The following is a 17,245-nucleotide window of genomic DNA, read 5'->3' as shown; positions in this document are numbered from 1 at the left end:
CTACACTTAATAACTCACATACTTCATTGTGGATATTAATAACTAGACTACTCTAGTGCATCCACTTTGCAAGTTTAAGCTCATCTTCCCTTCTGATTTTGGATTTGTTTGTTATACTCTTTCTGATTGCAACCCTAAAGTACCATCTGACCTCACCTCCGTAATTAATTGAATGGAATGTCCATCACGTTCTGATTTCACAAAAAACTGATCTCCTCTCCGATAGCCTTGGAGGATAACTAGTCTACCTCTTCCAAACCAAGACTTAGAAGTGATTTTTCCGTTAATTTTAATTTGTCGATTGTAATGGCTAAAGTTTTGAGACCACATTTTACAGGTCACAACAGAATTGTCTTTGGATAAAATTGTAATTACATTTTTTGTTGGTGTCTTATCCAAAACCGTCCCAGCGATGGTATACAGTTGCAAATTCTTATGCACTCGCCCATTATTACTTACCTTCTCACTAAGAACAACTGGCTCTTCAGGTAAGTCAGAGAAGTTTACAATCCCGTATCTATCACTATTAATGCCATCTAGCTCATGCTTCTCTGCGTAATAGCTGACTGAATCCATTTGCCATTTCGCAATTGAGCCTTCCGCACATTCTCTCCACTGTTCATGAAATTGTGCAATGTTATAGCTTCTTAAAAACTCGCTACCATTCATCATCTCCATGAAATACCCCATCTGCTTATCATACTCTTTTTTAAACTTCTTCTCAGATATGAGTGGCTTATCCCCGTCCCAACCTACAATTGACTCATCTGTAAAGTTGTTGAAAAAGAATGATTGAGAGTATGAATCAAGTATTAGAATCTTGTCTTTAGGTTTTTCTACTACTTCATGCACACTTTTATTAATGTGATTTTTGAAATTGTATAAATGCTTATACTTAATTAACTCAGGAGTATCTAAAAGCCCCAGCGATATGACTCTCGGCAGATTCTGTCCGTTTAAAGACTCCTTCACATCAACTTCTTTAATCAAAAACTGTTTCATAATCTCAATTTGAGCATCAAATTCATTAAACGCTCCTGCTTTAATTAGCTTAATGAACTGTGCTTTTGCAATAATTTTTGTCTGATACATACGAGTGTGAAAGTCCTCAAATGATTTATATGGTCTGTTTTTGATAATTTCATGTGAAATATCGTCCCCGATTCCATTAATTCCTTTGAGCGAGAAGATGATTCTGTCTCTTTTTAAGTCTGGAGTAAAGCCAAATTTCGCACTATTAATAAGAGGCAATTCTACATTGACAGAATAGGATTTAAGTGTTCCGATTGCACTAGCAATTTTCCCATATTTTGTACTCTTGCCTTTTGTTCCCTCTTCAACTTCCAATGATCCGCTGTTAATAGTAAGACATGCAGTGTGCCAAATAATAGGACTGTACTTAGATACGATTAAAATATTTTGAATTCCAATAATTGAGTATGCGATAGTGTGTAAAATACTAAAAGAATACGATTTCTGACGACTAATTTGAACATCCCATACATACTTCAATAGGTTCTCACTTGTGCCAATCTCTCTACCTTTTTTAAAGAAGTTGACTCTTGCTTTTTCAAAAATCTCTTCCTTCTTCTTTGCTACTGCTTTGCGAAGAACGTTTGCTTCCACAATATCGAAGTTGGCTATCTTCTCATCCATACTGATGAGCATAATCGCTTCCTGAGTGTCGGCAATTCCTGAAATTTGAAGTAGATGTTTTTCCATGATTTTTATTTCATCCTCATTAAGACCATAGGATTTCATTTCATCATACCAAAGTGAAATGTCATTTTTAAACCTAGCAAAAGTATCTACTGGCGATTCACTACTATTACCCATTAGTCTCATAAGACTGTTTACCGCTGCCATTTCAATAAGGTTGCTTGGCTTGGCTTTCATGAGAGCTTGATTTGCTAACTTTGTATCAAACTGGAACAAGTCAGGAATTTCAGCTTTTCCTAATAGTTCGTATATTTCAGAGTCGTTTAGATCAAATCTTTCTGGTCTGAGGTAGGCATCAAACGTTTTTCTCAGCGTTCCTTTCCATTCAACTAAACCTTCATCAATCATAATATTTAATGATTCTTGGATTTTAGCTATATTATTAACTCCAAGAATGTCATATTTTATTGCTCCAGCAGCTTGACAATCATCCAAATTCGTTTGGGTTGTCAGAGTTCCGTTAGGGGCGGTCATAAAGCACAAACCACTCTCCTCAAGAGGTGAGTTAGTCAAAATAATTCCCCCTGCATGGATGCTTCGTTTATTCACAAGACCTTCAATTTTTAAAGCCGTCTCTTTTAGTTTTGGATACTTTTCAATTTCCCTAATAAATTCCTTGACTGGCTTTCGATCTTTTTCGATGTCTCCTACCAAACATTCGTTGATTGTAAAGTTCTCCCCACGTTCGAACGGAATAAGTGAACTGATATATTGACCAATCTCTAAGTCGTACCCCAATCCTCGACACGCAGTTTGAATAGCTGATTTCGAACCCTCAGTTCCGAATGTTGCAACTTGAGCTACTCTCGATTCCGAAAATCTTTCTTTCATTCGCTTGAACATTGCAGGTCTGCGATGTGGACTCACATCAACGTCAATGTCCAATGCTGAAACATCACCCCTCATCTGCTCTAGGTGTCTCCAGTGTGGCATTTCAACTCCGTATTTCAGAGGATGTATGGCTGTTATTTTTAATAAATAATTCAAAAGGTAGCCTGAAGCTGATCCTCGACCAACTCCTACTAGCGTTCCTTCATCACGACTTTCATCTCCGCAAGAATCCGCCCAAGCGATGGAAATTATTTCTTGAACCGTTACATAATACGAACCCATTGACTGCCCCATCTTAATAGAAATTTCCCAAAGCTCTCCCAATTCCAAATTAATCCTTGCTAATGTTTCATGAAATTCTTCTTTAGTTATTTGGGGTGTATATATTAATTCTACAAAACCCTTCTCTACAAGATGTATTAAGTATCTGTCCTGCTCATTGTCTGAGAAAGCCATTTTTTTGATGTATGGGTAACGTTCATATCCATCTTTAAAAATATGGGACACTTCAAAATCTGGTAACTCAATTTTCGGAATCACGGTAGGGGATTCTAAAGTGTAATCTTCTATAGAATCTCCTATTCTCAAAGTGTTTAATAGAGCTTCAGTTATAATTGATTCATCAATGTAATCAAGTTTTGCGTAAATTTCCTCTTTTGTGTGCAGATAGCAAGATTCATAGAAGCTCATTACTTCTCGCTCTGCATTTTTAGAATTAAGGAAAGCTGCATGAATTTCAGCATCTTCTGGTCTTAAATAGTGAGCATCTGTTGTAATAATCAATGGCAATTTTAATTCTTTCGAAAACTCAATGAGCTTATGATTTACTTTTCGTTGCTCATCGCTACGAGATGGTTGTAATTCTAAATAAAAATTGTTTTCTCCAAACAAATCTGCACACCATTCCAGAAATTCTTTGGCTTTATCATATTCACCATTCAAAATGTGAATTGAGCTTTCCGATCCCAAACAAGCAGAACTGCCAATTAGCTTATTAGGATACTCTCTAATGATTTTTTCTAAGTGTGCTTTAGTTGTAGGCACTCTTTCCATTAATCCTGTATAGAAACTGTTCTTCCAAGCCTGACTAGAGAGCTTTCTGAGTGCTAAGTGTCCAATTGAGTCTTTAGCGAGAAGGAGAAAATGTGGAAATTTTGTGATGCCCGACTGATAATTATCACGAGTCTCCTCTAAATTTGAAATTAAATAAATTTCATTTCCAAGAATCAAACGGAAGTCACTCGGTATCTTACCTTTCGCTTTAAGCTCTCTAACCTTTTGTATTCCACGAATATGCGATCCCGTTGACTCATGCTCCGTCAAGGCTACACCGCTTAAGCCTAAATCTGCTGCGGTTTGTATTAAATCCTCTACTTTTGCTAAGGAGTCGATTAATCGAATATTGGATATGTCACTGTGAGAATGGAGATTAATCATTGACAATATTGTTTACCTCCTTATAATAATCTTCTTTATAAACCCATTTAAATCCATATGCTGTTTTAGCTTTGCCTTTGCAACATGCTGATATTAACGATGCTTTGCTTCCTATAGCTCTAGAGGCGTCTACAACAGCATCGTATTCATTAACATAATTACCATCTAAATCTAATTGGACTACACTCCTTCGAACAGACTCTCTTACTGAATGAGCTTTAGAGATTCTAGGGAATTTACAGAATCCATTTTTATTTCCTCCTCTTAGATATCTTCTTAATGTCCCTACCGATACTCCTAATAATTCTACAATTTCTTCTAAAGAATTTATTTCTGAGTTCCATAGCTCATAAGCCTTTTTTATTATCGAGGCTATAGAATCTTCTTGAACCTTAATCCAATCAATGCTCTTTAAAGGTAGAATCTTTGATAATTCGCTTAAGCAAATACTTTTAATAATGTAGCCTTTGTCAGAAATTCTAGCATCTATAACAATATAATTTTCAATACTGTTATTTTTTGCTAAAGCAAACTTCAGTTTATCGTTTTCTTGTTCTTCTTTGAGGTTTCTACCACCTCTATTTAGTCTTCTTTCATAATGCTGAAGTCCGTGTACTTCAATAATAGTATTTAAATCAGGAAGATAAAAATCATAAACCTTCCCATCTGACCAGTCAAATCTCTTTTGTGGATGTATTTTAATATTAGTCTGCTTCAAAGTATTAAATAGAAATTTCTCAGGATAACTAACTCCATCAGAACAGCTAGAGCAAGATAACCCTTTTACAGAAATAGAACTTATCTGCTTATTATTGATGACCTCCTGACAAACATTACACTTCCAATCCACTCTCTTATTGCTCATAAAAGTGTATTTATATCCATCTTCTGGATTAGCGAGTAGCTTAGCCAATTCTGGATTCGTAGTCCACATATCGTTGAAACCTATAAAAATTTTCTTCCCACTACAGATAGGACACCCATTGCCCTTCTTTCTATTTACTAAGCTTGATTCCCATTCATGCCCACATTCACCTAGCCACCAAACCTTTTTATTAGAACTTACTGTAACATCGCTTGAAGATAAGCTGTTTTTTACTGGATGCCACTCATTAGCAAGTAATGGATTTAATGACTTTAGAGAATTAGTTTCGTTAACTCTATAGCCTCTGCAATAAGGGCAGTTTATGCCAGTAGCTTTATGATTTATTCTCATATCATATTCACTCTTACATTTATTACATTTCCACCAAACTTTTAGACTGTTACCTATTGTAACTTTATCTGGAGTAACATCTATATTTTTATTGAAATTCCACTCTTTAAGCAAATCGGGTCTTAAGGATTCTAATGAATTTGTATGATTAACCTTCATCCCAGAGCAATAATGACAGCCGTGACTTCTTATACTCCTATAGCAAATAGCTGATATATAATCACTACCACAATCTTTACATATCCAATTTACTTTTCGATCCATTCCATTTGTCATTTTATAAATATCCAATCCAAGCTCATCATTCTTCTCAAAATCCCATTCATCAAACAAATCAGGTCGATGTCTCAACATAGCATTCTCAGCTAATGCAATTGTTGGATCAATTGTTCTTATAATTAATTCATTAACAGTATCAGTATCATTAACTTCACTCATTTCAATTACCAAGCTAATCCCTCCTTATATCAAAAAATGAGTGCAGCAATTAACGATCTAATCACTACACTCTTATTATATACTTATAATTTACTAATTACAACTAATAAACGAAAATTTATCCAATAAAAGAGTTGTTTTATTTTGCATTTATTTTATAATTTATTAAATATGCTGAAAACGCTGAAAAACTAGGCTACAATCGTTGATATGACAGGGTTTGTGAGCATCATTTTATGAAACTTATATGATTGCTGTATTTTAGCTGATTTACCCGTTACCCAATAAAAAGTTTATTTTATGCTTTTTTATTTGCTTAAAACGTATGCTTCAACCTCTTCTTCACAGCTTTCACAATACCATGCACCGCCATTTGATAAAGTAGCAATGAAGTTCTTTTCAGATTCATGTCCACAATAAGGACAAAACTTAATAAGTTTATTTGCTTGTTCCATCTCATTCACCCTCCTATTTTTTGATTAAAATACAAATCTCGCACTATCCTTAACTTCAACAATCTCAACTGCTTCAATCACAAATTGTGGAGTTACATTTCCTCTCCAACTATTCAATCCTGTTTTACCAACAACGTTTAAAATTGCTGTTTTATTGTCTTTTTTGAGGTCAAAAAGCTTCGAAATGTCACTAAATTTGATGAATTCAACGCCATTTACGTTAAATTTGAGGATATTTTCGCCTTTTCCAATCACTTCCGCATCGCCTAAATTGACTTCAATCTGTTCTACTGCATAAAGTGGCTGATCTAACCCTTTGCCCCATAATTTATCGTATCTTGATACATCTAATATGAAATCTTTCGTTAACGATTTAGCATTCATGATTAAATCCACCATATATGATTCATCTGCATCTAATTCATACAATGCTTCATTGATTAATTCATTCAAATACTTAATATTCTCAAACTTGATTTTCACACCAGCAGCTTGATTGTGTCCTGACACATACTCGAATAGCCCTAAAGTGTTTAAGAATGTATTTGTATCTGCAATTAAAGGATCGTAGCCACGTAAAGAACCAACTCTGAATCCTTCATTCTCTTCCTTATTGTCTTCACGCAATATAACTACTGGCTTACGATAATCGCCTACTACTTTTGAAGCGATGTAACCTGTGAAGTTATCAGGAAAATCTGATTTAACATTTAATACAATAATACGATTCTTATCTAAATCCTTCTCTGCAATCTGAAGTTTCAATTCTTCATAAATCTTATCTCGCATTCTTGCTTGTTTTGCATAGGTGTTATTACAAATTCTCGATACTCGTTCACCATAAGACTCTTCTTTATTTGGTCGTCTTAACTTAGGATTGATAGTAGTTTCTTCATGTCCACACATTGCTTTGAATAATTCCAGCTTATCTTCTTGCGTTCCAACACGAATCAAACTGTTAATCTTAGGCAGCAATTTAAAACTTAGCACATTAGGAGTCAATTCAGTGCCATCCTCAAGATTCTTTTTAATTAGCTCTTTAAGGAAGTCGTTATTAATCTGACTTAACCCCTTTGTAACAAGCCACTTAGTTTCCTTTTCAGAAATCTTCATTGCATCTCCAACCATACCGAAGGCAACTAAATCCAAGTAATAATCAGCTTCATTCGTTCCTAATCGTTTGTCGATTTCTTGAATGAATTTATATACCATACCTGCACCACTGATTTCAGTATTTGGATATGTGCTTTGTGGCAATTTCGGATTGATAATTGTTGCAAACTCTGAATCCTTTTCACATTCATGGTGATCCAATAAGATAATTTCGATTCCTTTTTTAGCCAACTCTTCATAAATTTCATACTCGTTTGATAAAGAATCGGGTGCTATAATTAAGTTAGTACCCTCAGGAATTAATTCAACTTCAATCCCATGCTTTTTATTAACGTGTAGTGCATAGTCGAAATCACGCTTAAATACTTTTCGTAAGTTTGATAATAAAATTGCTGATGAATCGAAACCATCATTATCGCCATCAATAAAAATGAAGATTTTGCTGTTTCGTGCAATATGGTCAAAAAGAACATTAACTCCTTTTTCCATATTCGGTAAGTCTGACGCTGGATGTTCAAATTTAGTTGGTGATAAATGCCACTCTAAATCCTCTTTATTTAACCCACGATTTTCTGCCAATACCTCTACTACATTAAAGAGGTTGTTAGCTCCTTTTAATTGGTAAATATTCATCAACCTCTCTCTAGTTATATTATAATTTATTAATTTGATATTAAAGACAAATAAAAAATCCCTTTTACTCTTTAATTAAATCATATGTCTCTTCAAATATGTCTTTCCTTACTGCCCATCGCTCTCCCTTAATTCCAGTTACGATATAAGCATCTTCATCAAAAGTCAGCTTTCCTTCAAGTGTTTGTATATATGGTTTCATAGGATGATTATTCTCTTCTTCAAATACTTGTATAAAACCATCTTCCATTCCTTTCTGATATTGCTCTGCTTCAACTGGAATTGGTTTCTTAATATACTTTGCCATCTCTTCTTCCTCCTTTATCCAATAAAAGACTTCTTTTATCGCCTTCCATGACCGACTGTTATCACCATATTCTTAGAAATTGCCTCAAACATGTTCTGATCAGTGTCTAAACCCTTATATACCAACGTTTCTATATCACTTTCAAGCAGTTCATCGTAAAACCAGATATTTACCTTGATATTCTGCATTTTCTTCATCTCCATATAAAATCGGTATTTTATTCAACGTAGATTTCCATGATATTCTTCTCTAAATTTGTAAATAGTTTATTAATCTCTTTAAATAGTTCATCTGTGGCTTGTGCTTCTCCGTATGCAGTCAATCCAGTTTTTGTTGTTTCTTCATATCCAATAATATAAAGTGGTTTTTGGCTCATTGCTGTAGAACCATAACCTTTGGCGTTAGCCTCTAATAATTCATTGATTAATTTGATTGATCTGATTTTCATTTTTTTACCCCTTTTCCATTTTTTAATAAGCATAAATTCAAACTCCATTTATAAATATAGCCAGCTCGATGCAGACTGACATATTGGTGATACTGCTTACTTGGTTTAATTAAAATTAGGACTGACCCTATAAATTTTCTAGTAGGTCTAAAGAGCCTTGATTGGTATATCGTTATTAAACCTACAACAAACCAGAACCCCCACATTAGCAATGTAACTATAGCAAAACCACCATATACCGTTATTTTGAATTCAGCTAATGCTTCAAGAAATTCTATCAATTACCTTCCCCCTTCTCAATCAATTTGTTATTTTATTCTGCTTCGCTAAACGTATAAATACTATTTATAGTTGTAACAACTACCTCTTTACTTTTAACTTCAAATGATTCAATCTTACTCGTTCTGACAAATCCACCTTCAAGATACGAGTATACGAGTGGAACATCTATCTCCAAATAGTCAAACTTGAGTTTATGTCCTTTTCGTCTAGATTCTCGTTCTAATACTTCACCTGTATGTTTGTTTCTAGCTTTTTCGAAGATGTATGTTTTATCTAATATTTTCATTTATTTACCTCCCAATTATTTATTCTTTATTATTTAATCTTTAAATTCTACAACTTTATCATTCTCTGTGTTCATAATGTAATATGGAGGTGCAACACTAACATTAAATTTACTCGCTGCTTGTAACGCCAATCGAATTCTCTCAACTGGAGACAAATCTGCACCTTCAGTTGCATGTAATGATCCTAATGCGAAATACACTCCTGAGCCACATGCATCGTAATTATCTGAAGACTCTCCAACTTGATAGTCATCTTCAATGTTATATAACTTGCCTTTGTAGCCCAATAAGAATGTGCCACCACTTTTATCTCCACTATGATTTTTACCAAATCCTCCATGCTCAAATGTGGAAATAACATTGGGAACAAATTTAGTTACAAGATATTTGTGGTCAATATTTGGCTCATCTCGACTATCAATTAATCCAGTAGCATACATTAAAAGCTGTCCCATTCGGAAAGAACTTGTGAATCCTAGAATTGCATTATCAGTGTCTTTCAACTTAAATACTTTCTTATCTTTTCTCACTGTTTTGGAGTAACCGTTTGATCCTAATGAATCTCCTCCAATGTAAGTCACACCTTCATGTACTAATCCAACGATACAAGTCATTTAATTTCTCCTTTGTGTTAAAATGTAATTATTATATAAAGTAGGTGACACCATGAATCCACCAAAGCCAGTTACAGTTAGACTTGATGATATTGAAGCTAAACTGGATGAGCTAATTAAAATACAAAAGTCTCCATACACACCTCAGCCAATTTCCTCTGATTGGTTAGCATTTGTTGAATATGCAAGTAAGACTAAACTTGATCCCATTTTCCTTTTGGCATTAACCAAACGTGTTAGAGGTGAAGGATAAAATCTCTCTAATAAATGTAAGCCTGACTATAGTTCTTAATTACATTAATTTCGTACTTTCCATCTTCATCATATAATCTATCAACTCTTACACTTGTGTTGCCACTGCTAATTAATGAATACGGCAAATTAGGATTCTCTTCTAGTTGCTTAATCTTTGTTTTAATCCATTCATTAATAATGTTATTAGGAACATCATATCCTTCTGCAAAGCTAAAGAAGTCTTCTGGGTATTTAGGTATATTCATTATTATTTCCTCCTCTAAAACTCATATTTTATTTGGTTATAATTTATTAATTAACAACATTTAATATCTCCCTTTTGTTCTTCAATAGCGAATTTAATGTGCTCAAACCGAAGTCACTAGGAGATGATTTATATTTTGTTTCATTTAATTCATCAAACAATACATATGTTCTGACATACGGGGAAAATCTTCTCCCTAGTTTAACAAGATATTCAATGTCTCTTTTTTCTTCGTCGCTGCCATGTTCTTTGTACATTCGATCAGTGGCAATTATTATCTCTTCAATTCCAAGATTAAGTAACATCTCGACTTGCATAGAAGAAATATTTCTACCCATCATTGCTACTGAAAAATTGTTGTCTGGGTAGTAGCTTTCACATTGAAGAACGCTCTTTTCGCTTTCAAACAGAACAACTTTTTTCAGTTTTTTTATTACATTCTGATTTTGATACATGCCGTAAAGCTGTCCATACGAAGGGAAATTGTACATTTTGCCTTGTATGCTAAGAGGTAAATACTTATAGCCAGAATCAATCTCCCACTGGTTTAATGCACGTCCTCTAATTCCAATCAAGTCTCCTGTTAATGGATGATAATGAGGAATAACAATTCGGTTGTCTTTGTTGTAATACATTATTTTAAATTTAGTCATAGCTGCGTTCGAAATATTGTCCTTAAGAAATTCTGGATGATGAACATTTGAAAACACATCGAGAATTTTCTCTGAGTACGTCTTCAGTTCAGGCAATTCAACACGTTTCTTCTTGGACATTCTCTGCATCCATTGAAGTTCCTCGCTCAGCTTATCTTCTTTTTCAAGCTCTAGTCCGAACCCAAAACCGAATTGTTTTCCTGTTGCTCTCGCTACATAATCAACTGATGCTGTGAATGAAAGTTCTTGATTTCTATTTGAAAACACTTTTTGACATAAACCGAACACATCATACGAACAACCACAAGTCGTATAACAATGAAATGACTTTCCCTCTTCATAGTAGTAGAGCTTCATGCTTCCACTATGCTGATTATGACAAATTGTATTTGTAATTAATTGTCCTTTTGAATCGGTTTCATCTATAAAGTCGTCTGCACCAAGACTTGTTAATAATTGCTTAATATCACTAATCGTTAAACTCGATTTGAGGTGATCCTTATTATGCCTAATGATTGTGATTCACCTCTTTTAGAAATCGAATGATACAGGAAGAGCATCAATTGAAGCTCCGTCTGGCAAAATATCTAAGTCTTCCTCTTCATCTTCCTCTTCAAACTGAACTTTAAGTGGTTTTAGATTAGGAATAAGAATTCCCTTGTAGTCCGTAGAAAAGACATCGGTTGTTCGAAGTGTAGAATGGTCAAAATGAATCCACAATCTTACACGTTTCCATTTGTTCCCTCGGTTTTTATAAATATTTAAGCTAAGATTCGGCTTTAATCCAAATGGTACTGGTATTCCACTGTGCATAACTGATGAAATTATTTCTTCATCTTTACTATTAATGTCCAACAATAAAGCTCCCATATCAACCTTTTGTGCAATCGCTTTAGCTCCTGAAAGACTGCCATCATCCATTTCTCCCTCTTTATAATTGCTGTTCAATTGAGTTGAAGTGGCAAGGAAAACGTTGTGTTTGTTCGCAATCTCTTTAAGACGAATAGACATTTGCAATAAAATTTGATGCTCTTGAAGTCCTTTTGCGCCTGCCTTAGCCATAGATGAGAAGATTTTCATTGATGTATGAATATAATCGTAGGACACATACGAGATGTTGTTTTTGCTGATGTTCTTTACAATAGTGTGCTCTACATCTTCTAAATCGAAATCATGTAATTCTTCAAACCAAAATGGAGTTTCTTCAAGTATGTCGATTGCTTTGTAAATACGTTGCTGCTCTTCTGCTGTCAATGTAGCGTTTTGTAGTCTATCTTCAGGGACATTGGCAATGTAGCATAGAGCAGGGATTTTTACTTCATCTTCTTCGAGTTCAGTTGTGATGAATAAACAGCGACCTGTTGCTCCAGTTTTGATCCACTCTTTCTTATTCTCATCCCAAATTTCAGGAACACAGATTGACAACATTGATGCCAATGAAAACCTTGATTTTCCAGTCCCAGATGGCGCAGACACCATATAAACCTTCTTCAATCTGGCTCCACGAGTTGCAGCAGTGTATAGACCTGAGTTTAAATTTGCACCGTAACTTGGACTCTTCATTTTTTCAGCGACTATTTCACGCAAGTTTTCAGACATATGGCTGCCTTTTCCATTTGAATCAAATAGAAATTCATCTTTTAAACTAATTAGCTTTCCTTCAATATGTGCAACCATTTCTGCAAGTGTCATGTCATTAAAAGATTCTTGTTGTTTTTCAAGTTCTTTAATGTCTACAATTGATGAATCATAAATATCTGTAATGTCTATACCACAGGCATTGCATGATCTTAGGAATGAAAACTTTTTGACAGTGTTGTAATGAAGCAAGAAATTTTCAGGCTGTCCGATTTCTTCAACTTTATATAAGTATTCAAGCCCATTTGCTTCATTGAATATGTGATATTGAGTAGGGAACTCACGTAACAATTTATCTATTTCAATTACTGAGATTTTTTCCCCTCCATTTGAAAATAGGTTGTAAATCGCTCCGTAGATAATTTGATGGAATCGCTCTGGAAAGTCCTCTGTTGAGAGTTTGAACTCTTTTGTATTTCCAATTAGCTCAGGGTTCTTTATTAATCCAGCGAATACATGTAAAATTGCAATCTTGTCTTGTAGTATTGTTTTCACTCGACACTTCCTTTTCTTGAAAAAGTTATAACTTATTAATCATTAATGTTTTTTCTCTTTCTGTTATTGCTTCTTCAAATCTAATTTTCTTTCTATCCAAATACATAGCATCCTTGTTTTGATAGAACAATCGGTAAAGAATTAAACTCTCTTTTGTGCTATAGCATATATCTACAGCAGTTTTAGAGGTCACTTCAGGAACTCTCTTTTTCTTAATTCCGTATTTTGATAGGATCTCTTGTATCTGATAAAGATTAGCTCTACTCGCACTACAAAACCTTACTCTTATTTGAGTTGTTTTTGTTTTAAGTCCTCCTGATGTAGTAGGATACTGTACACCTACTGATCCGTTTCCATCAAAATATCCCCTAATGTAGTCAATCTCAAATTTTTTAGGTAGGCTAACAGGTACTTCTTTATTAAAAGATTTCCTCTCCTTTATTCCAATCTTTTTAATATCATTGATTAGAGTTTTAGATTTTATAGCTAATGTACATCCATCTGTCACCTTGTTTACTATGGGAGATGCGTTATTTTCATGGAAGTAGATAACACCTTCATAATCTAGTGCATTTTTAATTTTTAGAAGGTGATTACTATCTGTGTCTTTAAGTGTTATTTTAAGTAAATAGCTACATCTTTCTTCGTCTGTAGAAATACAACCATCAGCAGCTATAAACCCTAATATATAAGCCATTTCAGATGACCATATTTTAAAGTAGTCTTCATTCAACTTATATTGACGATAATCATTTTGTTCGTTTTTTAGCACTGCTACTTCACTTTTTGTTCTAAACTTTACATTTAGTTCTTTCAAAACTACTCTAATGATATAGCCACTAATTCCCATCTTCACACCTATATCTTCTGCGCTCATTTGTTCATTTATATATAAATCAGAAATTTCTTGTCCATATTTATCTAGCACTTTCATCCACTTTTTATAACGGACTTTTATTCCAAATTTTTGAAGGTTGACATTAATAGTTGAAACAACGCACCCTATTTCTTCTGCTAATTCTTTTGTAGAATATCCTTCTACAATTAACTTCTGATATAAAAATTCCTTATCCTTATAAAGTGGTAATTCATTTATGATAAAAATCACCTCGTTTTTGTTTATATTTGATTAATATCAATTAGTTTCTTTTTCCTCGTTTTTGGTGGAGATGAAATAATTGTTTCTTCATCAATGGAATAGTCAATTTGAGCATTGCTACTCCTCAATTGCTGAAGGTTGGTGTAAAATTTTTTCGCATTCTCATACACATATGGAACAATTCCTATTCCTTGAGTTGTATATTTCTTGTTTGCTGATTCAACTGAATTGCCCTCAATCTCATGGAAATATCTAAGTGAGAGTTCAATTCCTTTTAATGTATAACCTGAATCCGTTTCTAAATCCTTAATTTGTTTTAGGATAAATCCTGTAGGAACTTTCATATTATATAAATCACATATATACTCAAGGAGTTCTGATCTGTGTTGTTTTCTTAATTCAAATTGCTGATAACAATTGTTGTGATACGTTTTACTTGAATGCTTAACAAACTCGCCTTCAATTTTCTCTACTTCTTTATCGCATATTGGACACTTTGGAAGTCTAGCCATGTGCTAAATCGACTCCCTTCTATAGTTTTAAGTAATACTTGCTGAAGTCTTGAATGTAATATTTCTCGCCATTCTGTGTTATAAGTGTTAATGTCTCAGTTTGAAACTTTTCTTCCACCATAACTTCCACTAAAATATTCGTTTTATCTGTGAATTTTTTACAGAATACTTCAATTAATCTCTCTGCATTCGTGTTTTCTGTAGCGTCAATTACGCTCATAATCATCTTGTCTTTAATTACAATGAGTTGAGTTCCCTTTTCTACAATTTGAAAGAAGAAATTGATCTCACCGATAAATCGTTTAATCAAATGTTTCGTCACAATTTGGTTAGCTGCATCAACAATCGTGGATTTTACATTCATATGTTCTCTCCTTTGTATTGGAATAGGATATAATTTGTAAAAAGATTGCGTAGCAGTATGGGAGTTGCTACGCAATTAAGTTGTTGTTCGTATTTATTTTGATTATAATTGATTAATTAAGACCTTTTTCAGAAACTAAATCTTTCACGTCATCAAGCAATACTGAAACAATGTCTTCTTGACCTTTTTTAGCATCAGTAACTTTAATTCCTTTACCAAGGTGTTTCTCGACTAAATCAACTACGTCTTGTAAGAACCCAGCTTCAGCAAGTTTTCCGCCTAATGCCTGAACTTCTGCTACTAATGAAGTTAAGTCTTGAGTTTGGGGGATCAGCATTTCTTTTTGTTCGCTGAATGATACCGATTGAACACCTTTTTCTTTCTCTTCGTCTTCAATCGCTTTAGTAATTGCAGCTTCTAAGTTTTCTGCTGTATAGTTAGCGATTGTGTTAACCATTTTAGTGTAGCGACTACGAGCAAAGAATTGTGGAGTTTGGAAGAAATGAGCAGATGAATTAACTGGCACTCCCTCATCGTCAACTCCGTTATTTGATAACCAGATACAGAAGTCAGCATTGTCACGAATTACTTGCATACTACGCTTGTCGCCTTTAGGAATAATTTGTTTAGTGTCATTGTCTACAGTCTCATGTCCAATGAACATTAGCGTATATCCACTTTTCAATAGCTTATCAATTTCACGGAAGTATTCAGCTTCATATGCTACATATAAGTTTGGACGATTTTCAGTCTTAGGCGCAACTTCTCCCATATGTTCTGCCCCATATTTACGACAAATGTAATCTTGTGCCATACGAGCTGAAGCATAAACTTCATCGAAAATAATTGTCTGATAAAGTTCTCGTGCTTTGTCTACTGTTTTTGGATCAGTTAGCTGTTTGTTAATTTTCTTAAAATCTCCCCAACTATTGATTGGAGCAAAAGGAACACCTGAAATCCCACGGATACCCATTTCGAAGCCAATATAATATGGGCGTGGCATACGAGTAGCTTGATAAGTTTTCCCTAAACCATTGTCAGAGTAGACTAATATCGCCTTACCTTCAAGTCCTCGTGCAATTTTAGAAATCTGTGGGTTGAAAATATCAATAACTGTCATTAAATAATCATTCTCCATTCTCTTTTAAGTTTGGAGGAGTTTTATCTCCTCGGTTTCCATATATAACATTTATAATTTATTAATTAAACTTATTTTTAAAACAGATTGCTAACGTCTACTGGTACGTCATTCTTCTTAGGAGGTGTAGTAGCTCCTCCTCCAAATGAAGCCATTGGTGGTTGTTGAGATGCAGATTGTTGCCCACGATTCTTCTGTTGTTCAAGATAAACTTCACGCTTCACTAATCGCTCATTGATTAATTCTGGATTGAATGCTTTTACATTGTCTTCTTCGTAAGGAACTGATGCGTTTGAAATTAATGATTCAGTAGTATATGAAACTGATTTTTCTTCAATAGGATCACCAAAGCCAGACTCAATCAATTTAACAGTCTCTACTCGTTTATTAACAATTTGACCAAATACTTTAATCGTTTGTCCTTTTTTGACATCATTTAAGAAGAAGTCTGCACCTTGTTCGATTACTGCAAATTTATATGGGACAATTCCTGAGTAGGTAGGGATGTATGACTCTACAATTGCACGACCAGTTTCTTCTCCCTCTCGGTCTGTTTCAGGCTTAGTTTTGCTCACGAAAACCTCAACTTCAAAGGTTGCACGAGGAGTCGGATCGTCTTTATCAGTTAAGCGATTAACAAACGCGCCTTCAATTTGTTGATATTGCTTAAACTGACTATCTTGACCGTAGTATTCATTAGTAGTTGCCTTGCCATCCACTTTAACTTGAGTTGGAACTAATGTTGGATTATCAACTAAGTCAGCTACACTTACATATTCATTTTCAATTGTTTTATATCCTTTATAGAAAGTATTTTCTGTTCCTGCTTTAGTAAACTTATTAGTTTGTAGTTGAACTTGGTGAACTTCATTTTCTCCAGTGCGGATACTGATTGTTCCCTTAATTTGCTCAACTACTGTACCATCTTGTTTCGTGTATGATGTTTCTTTTAAGTTCTTTTCTACTAATGTTCCTACTACTGTTGCTTTGTTGAAGCCTTCTTTTAATACTTTTACTTGTTCTGTCATTGAATAAAACTCCCCTTTTACATTCTGTTTTTTATTTTG

Annotated in this window: 18 protein-coding genes; 1 reads left to right on the top strand and 17 read right to left on the bottom strand. The window is 34.2% G+C overall.

Annotated elements, in window-relative coordinates:
* Positions 1–111: 111 nt before the first annotated feature.
* From dnaE to AC1DSB_RS00790, 9 genes are all read right to left on the bottom strand, one after another.
* Positions 112–3,987 carry a DNA polymerase III subunit alpha gene (gene dnaE, locus AC1DSB_RS00830; protein WP_477585455.1) on the bottom strand — a complete coding sequence of 1,292 codons (3,876 nt, stop codon included), beginning with the start codon at positions 3,985–3,987 and terminating at the stop codon, positions 112–114.
* Positions 3,980–5,653, bottom strand: a complete 1,674-nt coding sequence (locus AC1DSB_RS00825; protein ID WP_477585434.1) for a zinc-ribbon domain-containing protein — start codon at positions 5,651–5,653, stop codon at positions 3,980–3,982. Before AC1DSB_RS00825 ends, dnaE begins: the two co-directional genes overlap by 8 nt.
* Before the next feature lie 296 nt (positions 5,654–5,949).
* A complete protein-coding gene (locus AC1DSB_RS00820) occupies positions 5,950–6,096 on the bottom strand; it encodes a hypothetical protein (RefSeq protein WP_477532757.1) in 147 nt (48 codons plus the stop codon).
* A 24-nt stretch (positions 6,097–6,120) separates the two neighbouring features.
* The gene (locus AC1DSB_RS00815; RefSeq protein WP_477532756.1) at positions 6,121–7,842 is read right to left on the bottom strand and encodes a DHH family phosphoesterase; all 1,722 of its coding nucleotides are present in this window, start codon (positions 7,840–7,842) and stop codon (positions 6,121–6,123) included.
* Positions 7,843–7,906: 64 nt separating this feature from the next.
* Entirely contained in the window at positions 7,907–8,149 is a 243-nt protein-coding gene (locus AC1DSB_RS00810; protein ID WP_477532755.1) for a hypothetical protein, read from the bottom strand.
* A 217-nt stretch (positions 8,150–8,366) separates the two neighbouring features.
* Positions 8,367–8,597, bottom strand: a complete 231-nt coding sequence (locus AC1DSB_RS00805) for a hypothetical protein (RefSeq protein WP_477532754.1) — start codon at positions 8,595–8,597, stop codon at positions 8,367–8,369.
* Positions 8,594–8,878, bottom strand: a complete 285-nt coding sequence (locus AC1DSB_RS00800; protein ID WP_477532753.1) for a hypothetical protein — start codon at positions 8,876–8,878, stop codon at positions 8,594–8,596. Before AC1DSB_RS00800 ends, AC1DSB_RS00805 begins: the two co-directional genes overlap by 4 nt.
* 32 nt (positions 8,879–8,910) lie before the next feature.
* Positions 8,911–9,165 (bottom strand): hypothetical protein, encoded by a 255-nt coding sequence (locus AC1DSB_RS00795; RefSeq protein ID WP_477532752.1) that lies wholly within the window; start codon positions 9,163–9,165, stop codon positions 8,911–8,913.
* Between the two features lie 33 nt (positions 9,166–9,198).
* Entirely contained in the window at positions 9,199–9,780 is a 582-nt protein-coding gene (locus AC1DSB_RS00790; protein WP_477532751.1) for a hypothetical protein, read from the bottom strand.
* Between the two features lie 52 nt (positions 9,781–9,832).
* Between AC1DSB_RS00790 and AC1DSB_RS00785 the strand changes: the two genes are divergently transcribed.
* Positions 9,833–10,033 carry a hypothetical protein gene (locus AC1DSB_RS00785; RefSeq protein WP_477532750.1) on the top strand — a complete coding sequence of 67 codons (201 nt, stop codon included), beginning with the start codon at positions 9,833–9,835 and terminating at the stop codon, positions 10,031–10,033.
* Positions 10,034–10,040: 7 nt separating this feature from the next.
* On the opposite strand, the gene AC1DSB_RS00780 is transcribed toward AC1DSB_RS00785, so the two are convergent.
* The 8 genes from AC1DSB_RS00780 to AC1DSB_RS00745 all read right to left on the bottom strand — a co-directional run bounded on the left by AC1DSB_RS00780 (position 10,041) and on the right by AC1DSB_RS00745 (position 17,206).
* Complete coding sequence (locus tag AC1DSB_RS00780) at positions 10,041–10,280, bottom strand: hypothetical protein (RefSeq protein ID WP_477532749.1); 240 nt, start codon at positions 10,278–10,280, stop codon at positions 10,041–10,043.
* A gap of 46 nt (positions 10,281–10,326) precedes the next feature.
* Positions 10,327–11,289 (bottom strand): hypothetical protein, encoded by a 963-nt coding sequence (locus tag AC1DSB_RS00775; RefSeq protein WP_477532748.1) that lies wholly within the window; start codon positions 11,287–11,289, stop codon positions 10,327–10,329.
* 174 nt (positions 11,290–11,463) lie between these two features.
* A complete protein-coding gene (locus AC1DSB_RS00770; protein ID WP_477585432.1) occupies positions 11,464–13,065 on the bottom strand; it encodes a DnaB-like helicase C-terminal domain-containing protein in 1,602 nt (533 codons plus the stop codon).
* Between the two features lie 25 nt (positions 13,066–13,090).
* Positions 13,091–14,173, bottom strand: coding sequence for an LAGLIDADG family homing endonuclease (locus AC1DSB_RS00765; RefSeq protein WP_477585430.1), 1,083 nt, complete (start codon positions 14,171–14,173; stop codon positions 13,091–13,093).
* 11 nt (positions 14,174–14,184) lie between these two features.
* Complete coding sequence (locus AC1DSB_RS00760; protein WP_477533092.1) at positions 14,185–14,676, bottom strand: hypothetical protein; 492 nt, start codon at positions 14,674–14,676, stop codon at positions 14,185–14,187.
* Positions 14,677–14,695: 19 nt separating this feature from the next.
* Positions 14,696–15,040 carry a hypothetical protein gene (locus tag AC1DSB_RS00755; protein WP_477533091.1) on the bottom strand — a complete coding sequence of 115 codons (345 nt, stop codon included), beginning with the start codon at positions 15,038–15,040 and terminating at the stop codon, positions 14,696–14,698.
* Between the two features lie 112 nt (positions 15,041–15,152).
* Positions 15,153–16,160: an ATP-binding protein gene (locus tag AC1DSB_RS00750; RefSeq protein ID WP_477585428.1), complete on the bottom strand. Its 1,008-nt coding sequence runs from the start codon at positions 16,158–16,160 to the stop codon at positions 15,153–15,155.
* A gap of 95 nt (positions 16,161–16,255) precedes the next feature.
* Positions 16,256–17,206 carry a hypothetical protein gene (locus AC1DSB_RS00745; RefSeq protein ID WP_477533292.1) on the bottom strand — a complete coding sequence of 317 codons (951 nt, stop codon included), beginning with the start codon at positions 17,204–17,206 and terminating at the stop codon, positions 16,256–16,258.
* Positions 17,207–17,245 lie beyond the last annotated feature (39 nt).

Source organism: Paenisporosarcina sp. P4_E4_2, from assembly GCF_056401595.1.
The sequence above is the reverse complement of the archived record's forward strand: the minus strand, read 5'-3'. Positions and strand labels throughout refer to the sequence as shown.